This is a genomic window from Roseivirga sp. 4D4 (assembly GCF_001747095.1).
Classification (GTDB): Bacteria; Bacteroidota; Bacteroidia; order Cytophagales; family Cyclobacteriaceae; genus Roseivirga.
Genome location: NZ_MDGP01000001.1, coordinates 2,031,797 through 2,054,864, shown reverse-complemented (window position 1 = coordinate 2,054,864; position 23,068 = coordinate 2,031,797). Strand labels below are relative to the sequence as shown.

Sequence of the window (23,068 nt, the reverse complement as noted above, 5' to 3'; positions counted from 1 at the left end):
GTGAGTCGAACAGTTATAATAGCAGAAGCAGGAGTCAACCACAATGGCGATATGGATCAAGCAAAGGCCTTGATCGATGTAGCAAAAAAGGCAGGTGCTGATTATGTAAAATTTCAAACATTCAAAGCAGATAAAATCAGCAGTAAACTTGCGAAAAAAGCAACCTACCAATTAGAACAGAGTGAAGAGGAGGATACCCAATTCTCTATGCTGAGAAGACTTGAATTATCGGATTCAGACCATGCCCTTCTCAAGAGACATTGTGAAGAAGTAGATATAAAGTTCTTGTCCACAGGTTTTGACCTAGAAAGTGTAGATAAGCTAACAAAATATGACCTAGATTTTTTCAAGATTCCATCAGGGGAAATAACGAATAAACCATTGATACAGCAAGTGGCGTCTAAAGGCCTTCCGGTTATTCTTTCTACCGGAATGGCTAACCTTATCGAGATTCGGGATGCATTGGATGTATTATTAGAGAATGGTTTGAATAAAAAAGATATTACCATATTACACTGTAATACTCAATATCCAACACCTATGGTAGACGTGAATTTGAATGCGATGCTCACCATCAAAAATACATTTGGCGTTGAAGTTGGCTACTCAGATCATACCATGGGTATAGAAGTGCCAATAGCGGCAGTGGCCTTAGGAGCTTTGGTAATTGAGAAACACTTCACGCTCGATAGGAGCCTTCCTGGACCAGATCATAAAGCATCGCTCGAGCCTGAGGAATTGATTAGTATGGTGAGAAGTATTAGAAATATTGAACAGGCAATGGGTAGTAGCAATAAGGAGGTCAGCTCGTCAGAAAGGCCAAATATGGTTGTTGCCAGGAAGAGTATTCACTTATCTAATCCGGTCACAGAGGGACAGAGAGTGAAGAAGGACGATTTTATTATGCTTCGACCGGGTGATGGGCTGTCGCCAATGAATTTCGAAGATTATATCGGCATGTTCTATAATAAAAGTTTGGATGCCGGACACAAACTCGAACTAGATGATTTCAAAGCATAAAAAGGTTATTGGTGTACTGACTAGCTCTAGAGCGGACTATGGTATTTATTACCCGTTGCTCAAGAGAATAGCAGATTCAGCAGAATATGACCTAAGCTTAATCGCATTTGGGAGTCATACATCAAAGCTTCATGGATACACAATAGATGCTATCGAAGCTGATGGCTTTGAAGTTGACTATAAATTAAAAACTCAAACTGGAAACGATGAACCAAACGATGTGTCCACGAGTATGGGGATTACTCTTTTAAAGTTTTCAGATTTTTGGGAGGTACATCATAGTAGATTTGCTTTGGTGTTTTGCCTAGGAGATAGGTTTGAAATGCTTGCCGCTGTTCTAGCAGCAGTTCCTTATGGCATTACCTTTGCCCACGTTCATGGAGGAGAAAAAACTCTAGGTGCTATGGACAATTCTTTCAGACACTGTATATCTCATTTTTCCAAAATTCACTTTACTTCCTTGCCCGAATATGCCTCTAGGGTCTCCAAATTGATTGAATCGAGTGAAAATATTCATATTGTAGGTGCGCTGAGTTTAGAGAATGTTGGAACAGTAAAGCTCTTATCGCCTGAAGAGTTTCTCGAAAAATGGGGGGTTGATTTGCGAAAGCCTACTGTTTTGGTCACAGTACATCCTGAGACCATAGAGTACGAAAATAATGCACACTTTGCTGATGAACTTATTAAAAGTTTAGAACACATAGTAAATCGATTTCAACTACTAATTACCATGCCTAACGCTGATACTAAGGCTTCGGCATATCGTAAGGCTTTTTTAGCACTAGCCGCTGAGCATTCAACATCTGTATTTACAATTGAAAACCTTGGCACGCAGTCATATTTCACATCTATGAAATACTGCAGCTTTCTTTTAGGTAACACTTCTAGTGGCATCATTGAGGCAGCTTCATTTGAAAAGAATGTCATTAATTTGGGTAAAAGACAAGATGGACGTATCTCAGGTGATAATGTCCATCATGTGGATTTTGATACCGAAGCTATCATGAGAAAAGTTGAAAACCTGGCAGGCATGAGTCCTTATACGGGTGGAAATATTTATCATAGAACTGGCAGTTCTAAATTGATCATGCAAGAAGTGGATTCTTATTTGAGTAAAGGTGAGTAACTATACGAAACACTTGGTAACAAAGTACAACACCGTCAAGGAGATACTTTTGCGGCTAGACTTCCTTGCATCAGAGGCAATTGTCTTTTTGGTAAATGAAGAAAATAGACTACTTGGTGCTATTACAGATGGAGACATCAGAAGAGGACTAATAAAAGGCCTAAATCTCGAAGATAAACCAGAGAAGTTCATGAATGATAGGCCAAGGTTTATTCGAAAGGACAGTTTTACTCTTGAAGAAATTATAGCTTATAGAAAGCAACACATTCGTGTTATTCCAGTACTTAATAAGTCTAAACAGGTTGTCAATGTCGTCAACTTTGACTTCTTCAAATCATACCTCCCGATTCATGCTGTGATCATGGCTGGAGGTCGAGGTTCTCGGCTGAAACCTCTGACTGATTCCACACCAAAACCTATGTTAAGTATTGGAGATAAACCAATTATTGAGCATAACCTGGATCGATTGAGGACTTTTGGTATAGACCATTTTTCTATAAGTATTAGGTATTTAGGCGCTCAAATAGTTGATTATTTCAAAGATGGCTCGGATAAAAATATAGAAATAGAATATCTAAACGAAGATGAACCTTTAGGCACGATTGGGGCATTGGCTGGCAAGAATGACTACAAACATGATACTGTATTAGTGACCAATTCAGATTTGTTGACCAATTTGGACTATGAAGAATTCTATCTGCACTTTCAGGATCAGGAAGCCGATATATCAGTTGTCACAATCCCATATCAAGTAAATATACCATATGCAGTGGTTGAGACTGGTGATGATCTAATTGTGGGTTTTAAGGAGAAACCAACTTATACTTATTATAGCAATGCTGGAATCTACCTAATTAAAAGCCGAATACTGGATAGAATTCCTAAGGGTACTTTCTACAATGCTACTGATCTACTGGAAAGTGTAATGAAAAGCGGGGGGAGAGTTTCTTCTTTTAACTTTCAAGGATATTGGTTGGACATTGGTAGGAAGGAAGATTTTGATAAGGCAAAAGAGGACATAAAGAATATTAGATTTTAATGAAGACTCTTTTTCTCATTCCAGCCAGAGGTGGATCGAAGGGGATTCCTGGCAAGAATATTAAACAACTTAACGGCAAGCCACTCATTTGCCATACTATTGATGTTGCTCGGGGGTTGACTGAAGATATAAACATCTGTGTGTCAACTGATTCTGAGGAAATTAAGAAAGTAGTTGAGAGTTATGGATTGAATGTTCCGTTCATACGCCCAGCCGAATTGGCCACTGACAAAGCCGGTACGGAAGAAGTCATAGAGCATGCTATCGATCACTTTCTACAGTCTGGTTTACGTTACGAAACAGTGGTATTACTCCAGCCAACTTCCCCGCTAAGAACTGAAGGTCATGTTAAGGAAGCACTTGATGTATACAAGCAAAAAAAGGAAATGGTTGTCTCAGTAAATTTAAGCAAGGCTAATCCTTATTATTCATTATACGAAGAGAATGAAGGTGCTTTTCTGGTGAAATCTAAAAAGGGAGAATTTAACAGGAGACAAGACTGCCCCTTGGTTTATGAGTTCAATGGGGCAATATATATATTCTCTATTGACGCCTTTAAAGAACATGGGCTGTTCGGTGTGAATATGATCAAATATCTAATGGAAGAGAAATACTCTATAGACCTCGATACGGAGATTGACTGGGTTTTGGCGGAGTATTACATGAACCTAGTTGCAAGTGAGCAAGCTTAAATTACTATTTAATTTTGGGTATTCTAGAAGTAGTTGGATTTACCCCATAGAGCGACTTACTGATCACTTTGACATTACTTATATCTTCTATGTTGATCAGCGTCAGGAGGTAAGTTCAAATACTCATCAGAAAAAGGTTTATTGGTCTGAGTTCGAAAGTGCTCAAGACCTATTAGATCAAATAAAGCCAGATAAGGTGGTTTTTATGGATTTATCTTCAGTGGTGGCTATTGCTCTCAACTATGTAGCAAGAAAAAAAGGTATATCTACTTACATTCTGCAACACGGCTTTTTCAATGACTATAGAGAGTATCGTCAAAGACAAAAGTTGTATCTAAACCAAGCCATTGAAAAAAGTAAATCATTAAGGAAAACAGAGCCACAAATATCATCATTTAGTGCCACTGGATTCCTTAAAAAGTCTATCAGAAAAAGTGACCTTTTTTACTTTTGGAAGTTGATTCCTTTTCTGATCCTTCGAAACAAATTCGATGAACGTCTCGCAGCAAAATGGGTGCGATTTTCTGCAAGAATACCAGACAAATATATATGTTATACCAGCGTGAATGCTCAATACCATAGACAGCTGGACAATCCCAAAGAAACAAAGTTCCATTATATAGGAAACCCTGAATTGGATAAGTTTCTCAACCTAAACCTACAAGAGGACAATTTTCAAGAGTACTATTTACATATTGACCAACCTCTGGCAGAGAATCAATATGGAGAACACTTATTTAGCAAAGTCCAGATGGTTAATTTCTACAAAAAGCTCAATGCTTTTTGTAAGCAAGAAGGATTAAGGTTATTAATAAAGCTTCACCCTGAAAGTTATAGTGGAGGTTGGTTCCCTCAAGATGCGAATATCAAGTATATCAGACAGCATCATGACCTACCTTCTTTGATTGCAGGTGCGAAAGGTTGTTCAAGTTTTTTTTCCACACTAGCCTTACCTGCAATGCTTTACAAACCAGTCGTTTTATTCAAAGTTTCTCCTTCTATATTTCTCGATCATATAAAGAGCTTAAAAATGGCCTGGATTCATGATTTTGAGAATGGTACTTTATCAAGCCAAGACCTGCATATTCAAGAAGGTCGTCATGTGGATAAATTTATTGAGGACTATTTTTACTCCCTTGATGGTAAATCAATTGATAGGTTAAGGGTGCTAATGTCAGCGTAGTAACTCACTAATGAGTAGAGAAGAAAAAGTCTATTTATATCCAAGCTTAGGGCCAAGTTACAGCATGAAAAGGTATTTAGAAGGGCTGAAAGTTGGTTTTGAGAGAAATGGAATTTCGTATGAAGTTATAGAGCCAAAGCTAAAAACCTTAGTAGGTAAGTATTATCATTATCCAAGGTTGGCTTTGAATTATGGGAAAAGAGGTCAACATATTATTATCAGTGAACGATATGCTTATTTATTGCCGTTTTTAAAGAATAGAGCTACTGTTATCTGTCACGACTTGCATACTCTTTATCCAGAAGCAAGAACTCCACTCGTTCATAAATTGCTTTATAAAGTTTTTTTGAAATTGATGCTGAAAGCTGATAAGGTAGTCTGTGTTTCTAATCATACCAAATCGGATCTGGAAAGGTTCCTTGGCAACGTCAGGAGACCGGACCGTCTTACGGTAGTTCACAACGGTATAGAAGACTTTTGGTTGCGGCCTGCGAAATTGAAAAGGGAGCAGGTTGAATGGTCACCTAAGTTGAAAGATAAAATAGTATTAGCCTCTGTGGGCACTGATGCGTGGTATAAAAATAATAGTTGGTCTATAGATTTATTGGGTAAACTCGGTGATGGTTACACCATGTTGAGAGTAGGCGATTTTTCTAGGGAGAATGAGAAATTGATTGATCAGCTAGGTCTTCGAAACAGAATAGTGAGTGTAGAGAATATTAGTGATGAGGAACTAAAACTGGTGTATAGTTCTGCTGAATATCTACTGTTTCCCTCTTTAACAGAAGGTTTTGGATGGCCCGCACTTGAGGCGGCCTTATCGAATTGTACGGTTATATCGGATCACAGGACCGCAATGCAGGAGATTTTCAAGAATACTGAAGACTTGATTAGCTTGGATCAAGCTGAAGAATTGATAAGGAAAAATGAAGTGCGACATGCAAGCCCCAAGTACTTTTTGTGGCAAGAACAGGTAAAAAAGATACTGAATTGAATATTCTGTTTATTCAACATAGATATCATTCCAACCTCTATGGATGGTTTGAAGGCCTGCAAGGGAATCAGGCAAATGTCCAATTAATTGTTTACCGTCCCGATGATAAAGACATTGAAGGTCTTCCGAAATCTACATTTCTCGAGCCTTCAAAACTGTCAAAAAAATTGATGAACAAGAGAAAGAGAACCCGTGGTGATGGAGTTGACTCTTTCTCTCCATTTTACTTTCCATCTATTCGTAATCTTTACGAGTTTTTCAGAACATGTAAACCAGATGTGATCGTTATCAGGCCCGTTTTTACTCGATTTGGTTACCTTCTACTTGCCCTAAGTCTTCTTTTAAGGGTCAAAGTTGTATTTCACTCCAGAATAGCGATTTATCGACACTTCGACCCTTTGAAGCTTATTGCCTTTAAATCATTTATGACTCTATTAGGAGCGTACTGGATTTCCCCATGTAGAGGAGATGAATCGCGTTATAAATTGAGTTCTAAGCGATTAATTTATATGCCGTTTACAATCAGGTCCAATCAAAACGAGCGTGATTACTTCAATGGAAACAGAGTCAACATTTTGTGTGTAGCCAAATATTTCGAAAACAAGAACCCAAAATTGATGCTTGACGCATTTTTGGAGTTACTCAAAACAGAAACAGGAATAAAGCTCACTATAGTAGGTACAGGAGATGACAATGGACCTTACTTTAATGAGATGTTGGCAAAAGTGAGAGACAGCCAAGCAGAGGAGTACGTTGACATTCTAATTAACCAACCACAACAACAAATGGAGAGGTTATACATAGGTCACGATATATTTGTATTGCCTACTAATCATGACCCTGCATCATTCACGGTCCTCGAGGCTATGTCATACGGTCTCGCAACATTGACTACGGATGTAGACGGTTCTGCTGGATATATAACTGATGGTTTCAACGGGTTTATTATTCCCAAAGGGAATCTCAGGGAGTTAGTCTCAAAGCTGAAAGAGTTGATTCAAAACAAAAATCGTATTGTCAGCCAGGGTCAAAACTCCTTAAAACTGACAAGGAAAAACCATGGTCCAATAGAAGTAACTGCAAATTTTTTAAATCGAATTTTGGGTTGAGAGTTTATATACTTATCTGGAATTTCGCTTTTGGAGGAGCTCAAAAATTTGTAGTAAAACTGGCTAATGCTTACCAGAGAAAAGGCCATTCTGTCACAATTTTAGTTGCTGACGATCATGGATCACTAAAAGAGTTGCTCAGTGAAGATGTGCAAGTTCAGCAGTTCAAGATTCCAAACACGAATAATCCGATCAAGCTTTTGGGTTTGAATAGAAAAATGAAGAATACTATTGAACGCGATTCAATGGTATTTGTAAATGGCCCTAATAACTTCAGGCAATTGGCACGTCTAAATTTCTTTTCAAGGAGATGGAAGTTGATTTTTAGATTGCACAATGATATTATCATCAAGCCTTCTTTTCTTTCAATGTTTAAGAGGTTTGAGATGAGACAGCTTTTCGGCCAGAACAGAGTGAGAATTCTGGCAATGTCGGAAAACCAGAAAAAGGAACATTCGCAATCATTTAAGACTAGAAATGTAAGGCATATACCGAATTTTTTTCCAGAGGCTCCAAAAAGGTCTTATATCAGATCGGACTCTCGATTAAACGCGATTTGTCTTGGAAGGCTTTCAGTTGAAAAAGGGATTCAGACTCTGGTTGAAGCGCTCTCTTTGGTCAAGTTTGATGTGAAAGTGGATGTTTTCGGTGATGGTCCCTTGAAAAATGAGTTGGTTAAAAGGATTGACCAATTGCAGCTTCGCAATATTGAATTTAAAGCTCCGGTATTGAATGTAGATGAAACACTCTCAAAATACGATTTTCTAATTTTACCATCTTTATCAGAGACTTTTGGCAATGCTGTAGTGGAGGCTTTCAATGTTGGTTTACCTGTGGTTTCAACCGATTGTGCTGGCCCACTAAACTTAATCGAACCTGGCTTGAATGGACTCGTTGCCAGGCGTGGCGACCACGTAAGCCTTGCTATGAAAATCGATAAATTGTGCGAATTGATTATTAATGATGCATTGGATGAGGAATTTATAAGGGCTTCGGTGCCTGTGCAGTACCGAGAGGCTGCGGTAATAGAACAACACCTGAAACTATTTGAGAATTAGTAATGCTCTTTAATTCCATTGACTTTGCAATTTTTCTACCAATAGTTTTCCTTTTCTATTGGTGGGTATTTAAAAATAGCCTAAGGCTTCAAAATGCCCTGATAGTAGTTTCTAGTTACCTCTTCTATGGCTGGTGGGATTGGAGGTTTTTATCCCTAATTATTTTCAGCACCCTTGCAGATTATTTGATTGGAAGAAGAATGGGAGTTGTGAAAGATAGTGTCCAGAGGAAAAGATTACTCTGGCTGAGTATCTCTATTAACCTTGGATTCCTGGGCTTTTTCAAATATTTCAACTTTTTCCTTGATACCTTCCAATCAGCATTTTCATTTGCTGGATTTGAAGTAGGTGGCACCATGCTCAATGTTGTGCTACCTGTAGGTATTAGTTTCTATACATTCCAAACACTTAGCTATACCATAGATGTCTATCGGGGTAAGCTCCAACCAACCTCTGACTTTATCTCCTTTTCTGCCTTCGTGAGTTTTTTCCCTCAATTGGTTGCTGGTCCAATTGAGAGGGCAACACATCTTTTACCGCAGTTTGGTAGACAAAGGGTCTTTAATTATTCGCTAGCAGTTAATGGGATGAGACAAATTTTATGGGGATTCTTCAAAAAACTTGTTATCGCGGACACTTGCGCCATCTATGCAAATCAAATTTTTAATAGTTCAGAAGGTTACGGTGGAAGCGCTTTGTTTTTAGGTGGAGTGTTTTTTGCCTTTCAGATTTATGGTGACTTTTCCGGCTATTCAGATATCGCTATTGGAGTTTCGAGACTTTTTGGTTTTGATCTAATGAGAAATTTTGCCTTTCCCTATTTTTCAAGAGACATTGCCGAGTTTTGGAGGAGGTGGCATATTTCACTTTCAACCTGGTTTAGAGACTATTTATATATACCCCTTGGGGGGAGCAAAGGTACAAAGTTGAGACAAGTGAGAAATGTCTTTGTAATATTCGTTGTAAGCGGTTTCTGGCATGGTGCCAATTGGACATTCATTTTTTGGGGAGTTCTCAATGCACTCTATTTTATCCCCTTGCTCTTGCTCAATAGAAATAGATCTAACTTAGAAATAGCCGGTGGGAATCGTCACCTACCTAGCTTGAGAGAGTTTGTTCAGATTTTGAGCACCTTTTTTCTAGCAACCATTGCTTGGATATCCTTTAGAGCTGAGGATATTCATCATGCAATCGAGATCTACCAGGCCATATTTAGTAAGACCTTGTTTTCCATTCCTCAGGGGTTATTTTCTCCCAAAATGTTTGTCGCAGTCCTTCTCATCGCTGGTTTCGTCATTGTAGAATGGATTGGTAGAAGAAGACAATTCGCAATTGAATGTCTTTTTGAAAGCTATCCAAGAGTTGCCAGATGGGGTGCATATACTTTCATCATTTTTTTAATAGGAATGTTTATGGAAACTAAAGAATCACCTTTTATTTATTTCCAATTCTGATGGACAGATTTCTTAAGAATTTCATTCTGTTCTTAGGGTTTACAGGCATAGGCTACTGCCTTATTTTATGCGTTTGGTCATATCTAATTCCATTCGATGCATTGAAGAAAAATATGAATTATAGAGTAGGCTCCTATGGTCATATGCATACAAGGATGAAAGAAGTCCGACAAGTAAAAGAGATAGATGTTCTAATACTTGGATCATCTCACGCTTATAGAGGTTTTGATCCTCGAATTTTTCGTGAAAGTGGGATTGAAATTTTTAATATGGGTTCAAGTAATCAAACACCAAAGCAAGCACTGTCTTTGTTGAAAACTTACATTGATCGATTGAATCCTCAGTTGGTGATTTACGAAGTTTATCCGGGTATTTTTCAACATGACGGGGTTGAATCATCTCTAGATATTATTGCAAATGAGCCACTCAATTGGAGGACAATAGACATGGCTTTGACAGTCAATCATTTAAAAACATATAATACACTAATTTTCGATGTTTTTGTAGAATCATTGGGTCTCTACGACTCTTATCAAGAACCTCTAACTAGAGGAGATGATTTGTATGTTTCTGGAGGTTATGTGGAAAAAAGTGATAATTATACGCGACAACAGACTCGTAGGGAGAAGTCGTCATGGAAATTACGTCAAGACCAACTCAATCTTCTATCTGATATTTCGGATTTTGTAGAAATGAAAAATATTGATTTCTTAATGATTCAATCGCCTGTAGATAGCATCAATTTTAGGTCAATTAGGAACCAAGAGGAAATTGATAAGGTGTTTGAATCAGAAGGAGATTATATTAACCTAAACAACCTGATGAACCTGTCCTATCCTGAGGACTTGTATGACTTACATCACTTGAGGCAAAGTGGAGTGGACAAGTTTAATCGATTACTTATTTCTGTTTTGGAGGAGCGGGGATTCTTAAAGTAAGAGATTTAGTTGGTGATACCAGTTAAAGCTTCTTCTAGTTAAGGAACAGATCGGTATTATAATGGTGTATCCACATAAAGAAAATGTAATACACATCAGCTTGTTTAGTTCAAATTTTATGCTATTGATGAATGATCATGATATCTACTAAATCAGCGGGCTTGTAATTGATAAGAATGAAGATACTCTTTGTCCAGAAAGAAGGAGGAATATTTGGTGCGGAGAACTATCAATTGAAAGTTATCCCTGGCTTACAAGCCAAAGGTATCCAGATAGAATTTCTCAGATTGTATACTGACTATCAAGGTGGGGTAGATGGACTTTTTATTGAAAAGTTAAAAGAACTTAATGTCAACACACATCAGGTTAATATCGGGAGATACCCTAAACTCAGAGCCCTAAGATATATTAAGAAAGTTGTCGATAATGGAGACTTTGATATTGTTCACACTCACCTCATTCATGCCGATTTTCATCTAGCTTTGATTAAGACTCTCTTAGGATTGAAGGTTTGTCTAGTTTCTACCAAGCATGGCTATGACAACAGTTTTACGTCTCGTCATGGTTTTGATGCAACAAAACAAAGGATGACACCTTATTTTGTAATAAGCAAATGGGCAGAAAGAAGAATGAAGTCTTCGTTTACAATTTCACATGGTTTACTTAACTTCTTCAATGAGACTGGACTGACCAGAAAAGGAAAGATGAAGCTTATCCACTATGGCTTTGATTTAGAAGATCACTTTCTCCGAAAAGGAGAACAAGAATACAGACTATCCTCAAAACAATTGATTATCGCGGGAAGGCTTGTAGCTTTTAAAGGGCATAACTATTTATTGTCGGCTATGACTTTAGTGAGAGAACGATTTGGAGATGATGTTAAATTGTTAGTTGCCGGAACTGGAGCCCTAGAAAGTGAACTAAGGGCAAAGGTTAAGGAATTAGGGTTAATTCGAAATGTAGAGTTTCTAGGATATAGCAAGGAGGTAGGAGCTTATATGGCCAATTCAGATGTCGTTATCGTCCCCTCAATATCTGAGGGTTTCGGAGTAGTATTCTTAGAAGCATTTGCATCAAAAACTCCTGTGATCTCATGGGATGTACCTGCTGGCAACGAGTTAATGCAACATAATGAGACAGGATACCTTGTCCCACCATATGAGATTAGTTTACTTGCCGATCAGATAATTGACGTGCTTGAGAACCTAGAAAGTCAAGGTCCAATAACTGAAGGGGCTTACTTAAAGCTGACTAGTTACTTCAATCTCTCTAGGATGACAGAGGAGACAATTATGTTCTATAAAACGGCAATAGAAGAGTAAATGGCCTCATTTGAGTTTCCAGGTTTTTTTATCGCCATTATCTTCTTCTCGGTTTTGGTGTATTTTTTTGGACAACGACATGTGCCAGCACAAAACCGGAGTGTTATTGGGGTCTCAATTCTTGTTAGAATAATAGGAGTCCTTGCTTACTCTTTTGTTGCTTTTGCTATATACAGAGGCGGGGCAGATCCTGTTGTCTATTTCAGATGGGGTCAGCGTTTTGCAGATTATTTCAAGCAGTTTGATCTTTCACCTTTCTTCGATAAATCTACTTGGCGTGGGCCGGCATTTACCGGTACCAACTTTGTGGGTTACCCATCTGCCCTTATGATTTTATTGGTAGGGGAGAGCTTTCGAGGTACTTGGCTAATGTTTTCATCATTATGCGCGATTGGACTACTTTATTTTGCTAAAGTATTTTTCAGGGCCTATGGCATAACTGATTATAAAAATTACCTTTTTGCAGTGCTACTTTACCCATCCCTTTGGTTTTGGACGGCCAACGTTAGTAAGGATACATGGATGATATTTGGGGTAGGAATATTTTTGCTGGGCATGGTAAATAAACAGAGAAGGCAGAGCATTGTCGTAATGGCTTTCGGTCTATTTTGGTGTTATCTCGTTAGGCCACAAGTTGCAGCAATGTTAGCCTTTTCTCTTGCAGGAGCTTATTTTTTGGGGTCATTTAAAAAGTTCACATTCCAGAATGTAGTTATCCTAGTAGTAGCTTCGGCAGGAGCACTTTATTTTCTTTCAGTGGTAGGGGTTAGTGATATAACAGAGGTTACAGATTTTGCCGTTGATCAAAGGAGAAAATCATCATATGGTGGGAGTGAAATTACTCTTGTTCAAGGACCTTTAGCCTTTGTCCAGGCTCCAGTTAATATACTTTTCAGGCCTTTTCCTTGGGAAGTGGGTGGAATTCTTCAAATCATTAGTTTTTTTGATATCTATATCATTTGGTTCATGGCTTTCAGAAATTGGAAAGCCGTAAGAAGATCGATTGGAATGATAAGGAAGGATCGTTTGATCGCATTCAGTATAATCTTCATATTGCTTTTCTCTGTTGGTGCCGGCTTAGCATTAAGTAATTTAGGACTGATTGCGAGGCAGAGAATTATCCTATATCCATTTATGTTTATGGTCATCTATGCATATTCAGACAAGAGGATGGCCCTTGTAAGAAGAAAAAGGCGCAAGTTGTATCAAAACAAACTTGATAGTATTGCAAAACTCCAGAAAGCCTAGGTTTTTGTTAATAGGGGGCTTTGCCTCATCCTTGATTAACTTTAGAGGGCCTTTGCTGAAGAGACTAGTAAAGGATTTTGAGGTTTATGCAGCAGCCCCCTTCATAGATGCAAAAACAAGAAGTTTAGTTGAAGATATAGGCGTTCAGTGCATTTCTACAGAGTTTGATAGAACCGGGCTGAACCCAATCAAGGATGTCAAAGCCTACTTCAGATTCAAAAGACAATTGAAGAGTGTTAAGCCAGATCATGTTTTGGCTTATACCATCAAGCCAGTAATTTTTGGTCTAAGGGCGACAAAATTTACAAATGCTTCAAGGTTTGCATTGATAACAGGAAAAGGCTCTGGGTTTGATCAATCAACTTTCAAGAATCGAATAATTAGATTCTTTGTAAAGTTTCTATACCGGAGCACTTTGAGATCGGTAGATGGTGTTATTTTTCAAAATGATCAGGATAAGGTGTTCTTTGAATCAGAAGGAATTCTTTCGAAAGTGTCTAGGTCTACTGTAATTAAGGGAACCGGGGTTGATTTGAATCACTATCTAAGAACAGACAAAGCGCAAAAAGGTAACAAGGTTGTTTTTCTTTTTATAGCAAGGTTAATTCGAGAAAAAGGCATTCCTGAGCTTTTAGAGGCGACTGCATTATTGAAAAAGATTTATCAAGGCTTTGAGGTACAATTGTTGGGTTGGATTGATCCTAATCCAGGAGGTATCTCGAAAAAGGAAATTGATGACCTACATGCATCTGGTTTGATTAATTACTTGGGAACAACAGATGATATCCGTCCATATATGGATGCTGCTGACGTCTTCGTACTTCCTAGTTATTACAATGAAGGTTTACCACGCACTATTCAAGAGGCAATGGCAATGGGTAAACCAATTATTACTACGGACCATCCCGGTTGCCGAGAGACTGTTGAAGAAGGTAGTAACGGGTTTTTGGTGTCAATTAATGATGCTGATTCCCTAGCTAAAGCAATGCAATATTTTATGGATAGCCCATCTGAAATCGAAAGAATGGGAGAGGAGAGTTATAAAATGGCAATCGAGAGATTTGATGTCCATAAGATCAATGAACAGTTGTTAGACTTTATGAGATTGAAAAATGTATAGATCATTCTTTAAAAGGCTAATCGACTTGATTCTGGCAATAATCTTAATGTTCATCTCTTTCCCTTTCTTTATCATTGTGGTCATACTTCTTTCGTTTGCTAATTCAGGCAAGCCATTCTTCTTTCAAAAAAGGCCAGGAAAGTTTGGTGAGGTATTTACAATAGCCAAGCTTAAGACAATGAATGATAAACGAGGAAAAGATGGAGAATTGTTGCCGGATGCGGATCGTCTAACAGGATTGGGGAAAATCATTAGAAAGCTCTCACTGGATGAACTACCACAACTATTGAATGTAATAAAAGGAGACATGTCGTTTGTAGGCCCGAGGCCTCTTCTGGTAGAATATCTACCACTCTACAGTGAGGAACAAAGTCGAAGGCATAGTGTGAGACCAGGTATAACTGGATGGGCTCAAGTTAATGGTAGAAATACAATTAGCTGGGAAAAGAAGTTTGAATACGATGTTTGGTATGTTGATCATTTATCTTTCGGCTTAGATCTCAAAATCTTACTTTTAACATTCTTAAAAGTATTTAGGACAAAGGAGATAAGTTCAGCCACTTCGGCAACAATGGAAAAATTTACTGGAAATCGAAGATGATATTATTTGGTGCTTCAGGACATGCTAAGGTGATTATTGATATTCTGGAAAAGCAGGGTGTTGAGGTCGGCTTTTTGGTCGATGCAAACCCTGAAATCAAGTCTCTTCAATCCTATCGTGTTATTAATGAATCGGAAATCGATTCGTATCTCCTCGATCAGGAGATTATTATTTCTATAGGCGATAATAAGATCAGAAAAGAGCTTTCCGAACAGTTGAAAAGCGAGTTTGGCTGGGCAGTGCATCCATCTTCAATTTTGGGTGATGATGTCACAATTGGTCAAGGCACAGTAATCATGGCAGCGGCTGTTGTCAATAGTTCTACCGAAATAGGTAATCACGCGATCATCAATACCGCGTGTTCTATAGATCATGATTGTTCTATTGCTGATTATGTACATATTTCACCGAATGCCACCCTTTGTGGAACAGTGACAGTTGGCGAGGGGACACACATTGGAGCAGGTGCTACAATAGCACCGAATCTCTCAATTGGAGAATGGGCCACTATTGGCGCAGGTACCGTTATTATTAAGGATGTCCCAGATCGAGCGGTCGTGGTCGGAAATCCAGGAAGGATGATTAGGTATAATGAGTGAATTACCGAAAATTTGGCTGTCTTCACCACACATGGGAGGACATGAACAAGAGTTTGTCCAATCTGCTTTCGATACAAACTGGGTAGCGCCATTAGGACCAAATGTGGATGGTTTTGAATCTGACCTTCAGAATTATTCTGGAGTTCCTCATGCCGCTGCTTTAACGAGTGGTACAGCGGCAATTCACCTCGCCTTAATTATCCTAGGAATAAAACAGCAAGATGAAGTGTTAGTTTCAACCTTTACTTTTTCTGGCTCAATCAATCCAATAATTTATCAAGGAGCTATCCCAATTATGGTAGATAGCGAACCAGATACTTGGAATATGTCACCTCAGTATTTGGAAAAGGCGATTCTTGACAGAATAGCAAAAACTGGTAATAAGCCAAAAGCCTTGATTTTGGTTCACCTCTATGGAATGCCAGCCAAACTAGACGAGATCATCGAGATTTGTACAAGGTATGAAATACCAATTATTGAGGATGCAGCTGAAGCTCTTGGGAGTTCGTATAAAGGTAAAAAACTAGGTGCTTTCGGTGACTTGAGTGTTTACTCATTTAATGGTAACAAAATTATAACCACCTCAGGAGGAGGAGCGCTGTTATCAGAAAATGAAGATTGGATAGTCAAAGCTCGTTTCCTAGCCACACAGGCAAGAGATAAAGCCGTGCACTATGAGCATAGTACTCTTGGCTATAATTATAGGATGTCAAATATAATCGCGGGTATTGGCAGAGGCCAAATGCTTGTGTTAGACCAATGGGTCGAGAAGAGGCGAAAAATGCACGAATTCTATCAACGCCTTTTTGGAGAGATTGACGGGATAGAACTTTTCAGTGAGCCAAATGCTGATTATTTCTCAAATCATTGGCTTACAGCACTGACTATTGACAAGCGTATTGCGGGTTTCGATCGTGAGGAAATGCGACTACATCTCTTAGCTGATGATATTGAATCGCGCCCTCTGTGGAAACCTATGCATACCCAACCTGTATTCAAGGGTTTCCCATATTACGGAGACCGACTTTCTGAGAGCCTTTTTGCAATTGGATTGTGTATGCCTTCAGGATCGAACCTCGGAGATCTGGAACGGGCCAGAATTGAGAAGAGCTTAAATAGGCTATTTTTGAAAAGATGATAAGTAGAATTAAAACCCTGAACGTACTTCCAAGGTGGATCATTGTCTTCATTGATTTGATCGTGTTCTCTGTGTCTGCATTGGTGGCGTACTTACTAAGGCTTAATTTTCTTGTTGATCAACTCTATGAATTTGACTTTCTAAGGGGGATACTCATCTTTACAATTTCAGGGTTTATCGCCTCATTGATTACGAGAAGCTTTGCTGGTATTATAAGGTATACTGGCATTCAAGATACACTCAGGGTTCTTTATGCCAATTTGGTTACTCTCCTGATCGTTTTTGCGGTTAACTATTTGTCGGAGAACTCTTTGCCATATTCTGTAGCTCTGATTGCTTTTCTAGTCTCCTTGGTGATATCAATAAGTTACAGGCTTTTGGTAAAAGAACTCTTTGCCTTTTATCGAACAGCTCCGAGGGCCCAGCGAAAGATACTCATTATGGGGGCAGGCCGATCCGGAATGATGACTAAGCAACTGCTTGATAATGATACAAAGTCAAATATCAAAGTAGTTGGCTTCCTTGAGGATAATGAACGGAAAATCGGAAATGTAATCGGTGGGGTAAGGATATACTCTGCTACTGAGGAGTTTGAAAAGGTAGTACTTAAACAAAGCCCGACTGAGTTAATTATTGCTGTCACTAATTTATCCCTAGAGAAAAAGAATGACTTAGTAGATCGCTGTTTGGAGTTTGGTATTAAAGTTTCGGCCGTGCCATCTACGGACAAGTGGATTGGTGGCGAGTTTGATATCTCACAAATCAAGGAAGTGAGAATCGAAGATTTGCTGGGAAGAAGTGCGATAGTATTAAACAATGAATATGTTGCCAGAGAGGTACTGAATAAATCGGTGCTCATTACTGGAGCAGCTGGGTCAATTGGAAGTGAGATAGCACGGCAAGTGGTTAGGTACAATCCTTCAAAAATCATATTACTTGATCAGTGGGAGACAGGTTTGTTTGAAATAGAGAATGAATTAAGATCTATTTTGAAGCTTGAGGAACGACTCGTTTGCTTCGTTGCAGACGTGACAAACGACCAAAGAGTAAGGGCTTGTTTTGATATATATAAACCAGATATGGTATTTCATGCCGCTGCCTACAAGCATGTTCCTATGATGGAGACTAATGTTCCAGAGGCCATTGAATGTAATGTCATGGGAACCAAAAACCTCGCTGATGTTTCAGTAGAGTTTAATGTTCAAAAATTTGTCATGATTTCTACAGACAAGGCCGTGAACCCCACTAGCGTAATGGGTGCTACAAAACGGGCGGCTGAAATCTATGTACAGTCTTTGAACGATTTTCTTGGAACATTAGACAAGACAACAAGCACTAAGTTCATTACTACCAGATTTGGCAATGTATTAGGATCGAATGGCTCAGTTATCCCAATCTTCAAGAAGCAGATTCAAAATGGTGGTCCAATTACGGTTACGCATCCAGATATTACTCGATTCTTTATGACCATTCCTGAAGCCTGTAGCCTAGTACTTGAAGCTGCTACTATGGGCAATGGCGGTGAGATCTTTGTATTCGATATGGGACGGTCTGTGAAGATCGTTGACCTAGCCAAACGAATGATTCAGTTATCAGGCTTGGTTGAAGGAAAAGATATCGAAATCGCTTTTACTGGTCTTAGGCCTGGTGAAAAACTTTTTGAAGAGTTGTTGGACAATGAGGAGAACAATATGTCCACACATCATCCGAAGATAATGATTGCCAAAACGAGGGTTATTGAGTTTTCAGATGTTAAGGCAAACATTGACAGCATTTCCGAAACTTTAGAAGGAGGTAGTACCGAAATTGAATTTGACCTAGTTCGTCAATTAAAATCTTTTATAGCGGAATATAAGAGTAAGGCTTCACAGTTCGAAGTCTTAGACTAGACAACAATTACCTGAACTTTGGCTTTCTTCGAGAAGGGGAAAGCAGTTCGGAAAGGAAGTTGTCAGGCAAATACATTTCAAGTCGAATTTGGAATATATAATAGGCATCGTTGTTTTCCCTTCCCCTTGTATTACCAGGTTTTCGTTGCTCAAACCCACCCTCTACCGATCGGTCAAATACTTGCAATGCCACTTGGGCCTGTGGTGAACCAATTCCACCATTCCATTCAATTATCTCATCCACACTGGGATAAACAGTCGCAACATCATCTAAATAATCGGTGAAAGTAAAGCGTCTAGCGCCTTCTAAAAGTATGTCAATTTGACGACTGGCTTTGATTCTAACTCCAATCCCAAAGGGGATGACAGTGACATTTTTTGGGTAACTGGATACAGGAGCAGCCGCTTCAGTCTGGATTTCCCATAGATTAACAGTATAATTGCCTTCTTGACCGGGGAGATAAGTTTTTGGTCGATTTGTTGTCCGGCCAATACCGAACATTAGATAAGGGTTTACAATTGGTCTTCGAGTATAACTTCCGTCTACAGGGATTAAATTGAAAACAGCCATTAGAGACATTTCCAAGTTTCGAGCTCTAAAATTTAAGTTTCTAACAAAGCGTGTATCGGCCTCGCCAGAAGCTCTTCCTGCTGGACGATTGATTATTGCACTAGCGCCACCCTCGGCATCATTACCACCTAGTTGATACCAGTTCACATCAAATCTTAATGATAATTGTGAACCAAATTTCCTTCTTATTCCAGCACCAATGGTAGGGTTTGCAGCGGCAGAGAAGCCGTCATACAAGAAATCGTACATGTCTCCATTGTACAGAGAATATCCTATGCCGTAGGATAGCATCCACAAGCGGTCTCTTCTTCTGGAGTAGAAACTCTGAGCATCTGCAAACTCTGCAAATACTAGAAACAGGCATAAGATGAAAGCGAATTTTCTCATCGAGATTAACTCAATTAATACAAAATTAATTAAATGATGGGGTTAGAGCAAAAAAATCTCGGTCGAGGAACTCAAAACTACAACTAATTGAGAAAAATAAAAAGTCCTCAAGATCATTCTTGAGGACTTTTGCGCACCCGGAAGGAGTCGAACCCTCAACCCCCAGAGCCGAAATCTGGTGCTCTATCCAGTTGAGCTACGGGTGCAAACTCTTAAAGAGCTTCTTGTACTTTTAGTGCAGCGTCCTTCAATACAATAGCTGATTGTACTGCCAAACCACTTTCGTTAATTATTTTGGCTGCTTCTTCGGCATTTGTTCCCTGAAGTCTTACGATAATTGGTATCTCAATATTACCAATCTTCTTATAAGCTTCTACTACTCCATTAGCTACTCTATCACATCTCACAATACCACCGAAGATATTGATCAATATAGCCTTCACATTAGGGTCTTTCATGATGATTCGGAAGCCTGCCTCAACAGTCTCCGCGTTTGCCGTACCTCCAACATCCAGAAAGTTAGCAGGTTCCCCACCTGAAAGCTTAATAATGTCCATCGTAGCCATTGCTAGGCCAGCACCGTTAACCATACAGCCAACGTTTCCATCAAGCTTCACATAGCTGAGGCCATACTTACCAGCTTCTACTTCAGACGGATCTTCTTCAGTAATATCTCGCAACTCCAACAGGTCCTTGTGTCTAAAAAGACCATTGTCATCCAAGTTTACTTTGGCGTCAACTGCGAGAATTTGATTGTCTGAGGTCTTTAAAACGGGATTGATTTCGAATTGAGAGGCATCACTATCTTCATAAGCCGTATAAAGGGAGTAAATGAATTTCACCATTTCCTTGAAGGCTTGACCTTCCAAACCAAGTTTGAAAGCGACTTTTCTGGCTTGGAAACCTTGCAATCCAACTCTAGGATCGATCCATTCCTTAATGATTTTTTCCGGAGTCTCTTCAGCAACGGTTTCAATGTCCATTCCTCCTTCAGTAGATGCCATTATAACGTTGCACCCTTTCGCTCTGTCCAGCAATATGGACAGGTAGTACTCCTTTGGTTCAGAATCACCTGGGTAGTATACGTCCTGTGCAATTAAGACCTTATTAACTTTTTTGCCCTCTGGGCCAGTTTGGTGAGTAACCAAGGTACCTCCAAGAATGGCTGCTGATTTTGGTCCCACTTCGTCCAAACTTTTGGCTAACACTACACCATTAGAATCTGTTTCTTGAACTTTCCCTTTTCCTCTTCCACCTGCGTGAATCTGGGCTTTCACTACATACCAACTTGTACCAGTGTCGGCATTAAGTCTTTTTGCGGCTTCAGTAGCACTATCTGCAGAATCGGCAACAATACCTTCTTGTATCTTAACTCCGTATCCTTTAAGTAATTCTTTGGCTTGGTACTCGTGAATATTCATGTCTCAAATTTTGTGCGAAGCTAAATCTTTGGGCTTATAATAACAAGCGAATTCATACTAATACATTCAAGCATTTAGGAACAATACGACATTAATCATTATGTTTGACCAGCTATGGATCAGCTTATGTTAAAAGCGACTAATCTAAGAAAGTCTTATGGTGCCTTGAATGTTTTAAAGGGCGTGGATCTTACCGTAGAAAGGGAAGAGGTTTTGTCCATAATTGGTGCCTCGGGTGCCGGCAAAAGCACGCTACTACATATTCTAGGAACACTCGATTCTGCCGATATGGGGTCGCTCGAAATTGACGGGACGGAAATATCTAAGTTGTCATTTCAACAATTAGCAGCCTTTAGGAATAAACGGATAGGCTTCATCTTTCAGTTTCACAATTTGCTTCCGGAGTTTACTGCCTTGGAGAATGTTTGTTTACCAGGCTTTATTGGCGATAGACTGGAAACTGATGTACGGAAGAAGGCTCATGAACTTCTAAGTATGCTTGGTTTAGTTGGTCGGCTTGACCATAAGCCCTCTGAACTTTCAGGAGGTGAGCAACAACGTGTAGCGGTTGCGCGTGCCTTAATTAATGATCCCTCGATCATTTTTGCTGATGAACCTAGCGGGAATCTAGATTCGAAGAATGCAGCAGAACTTCACAACTTATTCTTCAGCTTACGCGATGAATTGAATAAAACCTTTGTAATCGTAACTCACAATAGTGAGCTAGCTGAAATGTCGGACAGAAAAGTAGAGATAGTAGACGGATCTATCTTGTCCTCTTGACCACTTTACAACGGATGGATGACTTGCCGTATAATGACTTCGGAAGGTAGTATCCAATCCTAAAGCCAAATCTCACGTAAGCATCATTTGATAAATCGCCACGTGCTGTTCCAGCCGATACTGGAGCGAGTGGTGGAGAAAGGGTAACCCTTGGATCTGATAAGATGCCCAAGGTTGTCGCATCAACACCGTTAGTATCACTAAATGATGACGGATCTCTATATACTCCACTGACATCATCTAAGTATCCAGTCAAGGCTATAGTGTATTGAACCTCAAACTGAATGTCTACATACCTTGAAACGTAAATGCTTGTGCCCACCCCAAAAGGTATTGCCAATGCTATCCCGCCATACTGCACGCCTTCCAGGGCGAGTGGCCTTAATTTGTAATCAGTTAGGTTCACAGATGTCTTGGGGTTATTAGAAGTTACCCCAAGGCCTAGATGGAAATAAGGATTTATGAAAGATCTGTCTTTGTATCCTGATCTTGGATGTCTAAATGCATAATACATGGCCTGAGCCACAAATTCTACATTAACAGCTTTGAAATTTATGTTTCTCTGCCTATTGGCCGCAATAGGCGAAAGTGAATCATCTGCCTGAATTCTATAGACGCTGAAGGAAGTCCTAATGGCAATGTTGTCAGTGAAAAGATGCTCATAGCCGATACTTACGCTTGCTCCTGATTGAAATTTCGAGTCAGAAATCCTCCTTAACTCTCCAATATAAGTGTTCAATCCAAAGCCAATACTTGCTTTTGAGATACGATCAAAATCGCCTGTTGTCACGAACTGCTGGGCCATAGCCCATCCATTCAATAGTAGACAAAAAGTTAGCAGCACGGTTTTCCTCATGAGACTCTTTTGCATAGGAGGTACAAATTTATAATTCGAACGAATATTTTTGACTTTTATTCAGTTTTTAATTCGCGAATCATACTTTCTAAGTGTTTCTTAAATCCAAAAAGGTCTGCATAAACGGCTTTTATTCGCATGTCTTTGTCAATAAGGTAGGTTATTCTCTTCGGTATTCTCACAACCGGGATTAATGCCTGGTAAGATTTGCATACCTTCCCATCCGGATCACTCAGTAAATGAAAGGGGAGCTTATTCTTTTCTCGAAACTTTTTGTGTGTTGAAATGGAATCTTTACTAATTCCGTAAACATCGATAGATAGGTTTCTTAATTCGGCAAAACCATCTCTAAAACTACATGCCTCTTCAGTACAGCCAGGGGTGAAGTCTTTTGGATAAAAATAGATGATGCAGGGAACATTGTCTGCTAATTTGAAGTTCTGATCGGACGTGCTTTTGAGCTCGAAATTTGGAGCTTTCTCGCCTGGTTTTAATGCCATAAGTATTTCTGTCTATTAAT

General features: G+C 39.2%; 22 protein-coding genes and 1 tRNA gene. 17 read left to right on the top strand and 6 right to left on the bottom strand.

The genetic code is table 11. The features are described from left to right. The 9 genes from neuB to BFP97_RS08905 are packed head-to-tail and all read left to right on the top strand — an operon-like array spanning nt 1 to nt 9,675. Nucleotides 1–1,020: an N-acetylneuraminate synthase gene (neuB, locus tag BFP97_RS08945; RefSeq protein ID WP_083262490.1), complete on the top strand. Its 1,020-nt coding sequence runs from the start codon at nt 1–3 to the stop codon at nt 1,018–1,020. Further along, entirely contained in the window at nt 1,004–2,146 is a 1,143-nt protein-coding gene (gene neuC / locus BFP97_RS08940; RefSeq protein WP_069842086.1) for a UDP-N-acetylglucosamine 2-epimerase, read from the top strand. The genes neuB and neuC overlap by 17 nt, the downstream gene beginning before the upstream one ends. Beyond that, a complete protein-coding gene (locus BFP97_RS08935) occupies nt 2,139–3,185 on the top strand; it encodes a nucleotidyltransferase family protein (protein WP_069842085.1) in 1,047 nt (348 codons plus the stop codon). Before neuC ends, BFP97_RS08935 begins: the two co-directional genes overlap by 8 nt. Beyond that, nucleotides 3,185–3,877 (top strand): acylneuraminate cytidylyltransferase family protein, encoded by a 693-nt coding sequence (locus BFP97_RS08930; RefSeq protein WP_069842084.1) that lies wholly within the window; start codon nt 3,185–3,187, stop codon nt 3,875–3,877. The genes BFP97_RS08935 and BFP97_RS08930 overlap by 1 nt, the downstream gene beginning before the upstream one ends. Then, nucleotides 3,864–5,060 (top strand): polysialyltransferase family glycosyltransferase, encoded by a 1,197-nt coding sequence (locus tag BFP97_RS08925; RefSeq protein WP_139135243.1) that lies wholly within the window; start codon nt 3,864–3,866, stop codon nt 5,058–5,060. Before BFP97_RS08930 ends, BFP97_RS08925 begins: the two co-directional genes overlap by 14 nt. Nucleotides 5,061–5,070: 10 nt before the next feature. Next, nucleotides 5,071–6,054 carry a glycosyltransferase gene (locus BFP97_RS08920; RefSeq protein ID WP_083262489.1) on the top strand — a complete coding sequence of 328 codons (984 nt, stop codon included), beginning with the start codon at nt 5,071–5,073 and terminating at the stop codon, nt 6,052–6,054. Continuing rightward, complete coding sequence (locus tag BFP97_RS08915; RefSeq protein ID WP_069842081.1) at nt 6,021–7,163, top strand: glycosyltransferase family 4 protein; 1,143 nt, start codon at nt 6,021–6,023, stop codon at nt 7,161–7,163. The genes BFP97_RS08920 and BFP97_RS08915 overlap by 34 nt, the downstream gene beginning before the upstream one ends. Next, the gene (locus tag BFP97_RS08910; protein WP_069842080.1) at nt 7,160–8,221 is read left to right on the top strand and encodes a glycosyltransferase family 4 protein; all 1,062 of its coding nucleotides are present in this window, start codon (nt 7,160–7,162) and stop codon (nt 8,219–8,221) included. The genes BFP97_RS08915 and BFP97_RS08910 overlap by 4 nt, the downstream gene beginning before the upstream one ends. 2 nt (nt 8,222–8,223) lie before the next feature. Continuing rightward, nucleotides 8,224–9,675 carry an MBOAT family O-acyltransferase gene (locus BFP97_RS08905; protein WP_069842079.1) on the top strand — a complete coding sequence of 484 codons (1,452 nt, stop codon included), beginning with the start codon at nt 8,224–8,226 and terminating at the stop codon, nt 9,673–9,675. Nucleotides 9,676–10,534: 859 nt separating this feature from the next. Here BFP97_RS08905 and BFP97_RS20920 read toward each other — a convergent pair. Then, a complete protein-coding gene (locus BFP97_RS20920) occupies nt 10,535–10,579 on the bottom strand; it encodes a hypothetical protein (protein WP_410527951.1) in 45 nt (14 codons plus the stop codon). A gap of 210 nt (nt 10,580–10,789) precedes the next feature. On the opposite strand from BFP97_RS20920, the gene BFP97_RS08895 reads away from it, so the two are divergent. From BFP97_RS08895 to BFP97_RS08865, 7 genes are read left to right on the top strand one after another with little or no spacing between them, the layout of a single operon-like run. After that, on the top strand, nt 10,790–11,935 hold the full coding sequence (locus BFP97_RS08895; protein ID WP_069842077.1) for a glycosyltransferase family 4 protein: 1,146 nt from the start codon (nt 10,790–10,792) through the stop codon (nt 11,933–11,935). After that, nucleotides 11,936–13,183: a hypothetical protein gene (locus BFP97_RS08890; protein WP_069842076.1), complete on the top strand. Its 1,248-nt coding sequence runs from the start codon at nt 11,936–11,938 to the stop codon at nt 13,181–13,183. Nucleotides 13,184–13,235: 52 nt separating this feature from the next. Continuing rightward, on the top strand, nt 13,236–14,303 hold the full coding sequence (locus tag BFP97_RS08885) for a glycosyltransferase family 4 protein (protein WP_139135241.1): 1,068 nt from the start codon (nt 13,236–13,238) through the stop codon (nt 14,301–14,303). Next, nucleotides 14,296–14,904: a sugar transferase gene (locus tag BFP97_RS08880; protein ID WP_069842074.1), complete on the top strand. Its 609-nt coding sequence runs from the start codon at nt 14,296–14,298 to the stop codon at nt 14,902–14,904. Before BFP97_RS08885 ends, BFP97_RS08880 begins: the two co-directional genes overlap by 8 nt. Beyond that, nucleotides 14,901–15,503: an acetyltransferase gene (locus tag BFP97_RS08875; RefSeq protein WP_069842073.1), complete on the top strand. Its 603-nt coding sequence runs from the start codon at nt 14,901–14,903 to the stop codon at nt 15,501–15,503. The genes BFP97_RS08880 and BFP97_RS08875 overlap by 4 nt, the downstream gene beginning before the upstream one ends. Next, nucleotides 15,496–16,641, top strand: a complete 1,146-nt coding sequence (locus tag BFP97_RS08870; RefSeq protein ID WP_083262487.1) for a DegT/DnrJ/EryC1/StrS family aminotransferase — start codon at nt 15,496–15,498, stop codon at nt 16,639–16,641. The genes BFP97_RS08875 and BFP97_RS08870 overlap by 8 nt, the downstream gene beginning before the upstream one ends. Beyond that, on the top strand, nt 16,638–18,530 hold the full coding sequence (locus BFP97_RS08865) for a polysaccharide biosynthesis protein (protein ID WP_069842071.1): 1,893 nt from the start codon (nt 16,638–16,640) through the stop codon (nt 18,528–18,530). The genes BFP97_RS08870 and BFP97_RS08865 overlap by 4 nt, the downstream gene beginning before the upstream one ends. A 7-nt stretch (nt 18,531–18,537) precedes the next feature. Here the strand turns inward: BFP97_RS08865 and BFP97_RS08860 are convergent, their stop codons facing one another. From BFP97_RS08860 to sucC, 3 genes are all read right to left on the bottom strand, one after another. After that, on the bottom strand, nt 18,538–19,488 hold the full coding sequence (locus BFP97_RS08860; protein WP_069842070.1) for a hypothetical protein: 951 nt from the start codon (nt 19,486–19,488) through the stop codon (nt 18,538–18,540). A gap of 132 nt (nt 19,489–19,620) precedes the next feature. Continuing rightward, nucleotides 19,621–19,694, bottom strand: a tRNA-Arg gene (locus BFP97_RS08855). A 6-nt stretch (nt 19,695–19,700) separates the two neighbouring features. Then, entirely contained in the window at nt 19,701–20,909 is a 1,209-nt protein-coding gene (gene sucC / locus BFP97_RS08850) for an ADP-forming succinate--CoA ligase subunit beta (RefSeq protein WP_069842069.1), read from the bottom strand. Nucleotides 20,910–21,035: 126 nt separating this feature from the next. Between sucC and BFP97_RS08845 the strand changes: the two genes are divergently transcribed. Continuing rightward, a complete protein-coding gene (locus BFP97_RS08845) occupies nt 21,036–21,692 on the top strand; it encodes an ABC transporter ATP-binding protein (protein ID WP_069844255.1) in 657 nt (218 codons plus the stop codon). On the opposite strand, the gene BFP97_RS08840 is transcribed toward BFP97_RS08845, so the two are convergent. Continuing rightward, nucleotides 21,676–22,563, bottom strand: a complete 888-nt coding sequence (locus BFP97_RS08840) for a hypothetical protein (RefSeq protein ID WP_139135240.1) — start codon at nt 22,561–22,563, stop codon at nt 21,676–21,678. The genes BFP97_RS08845 and BFP97_RS08840 overlap by 17 nt on opposite strands. Nucleotides 22,564–22,604: 41 nt before the next feature. Continuing rightward, nucleotides 22,605–23,048, bottom strand: coding sequence for a peroxiredoxin (locus tag BFP97_RS08835; RefSeq protein ID WP_069842067.1), 444 nt, complete (start codon nt 23,046–23,048; stop codon nt 22,605–22,607). Between the last annotated feature and the right edge of the window lie 20 nt (nt 23,049–23,068).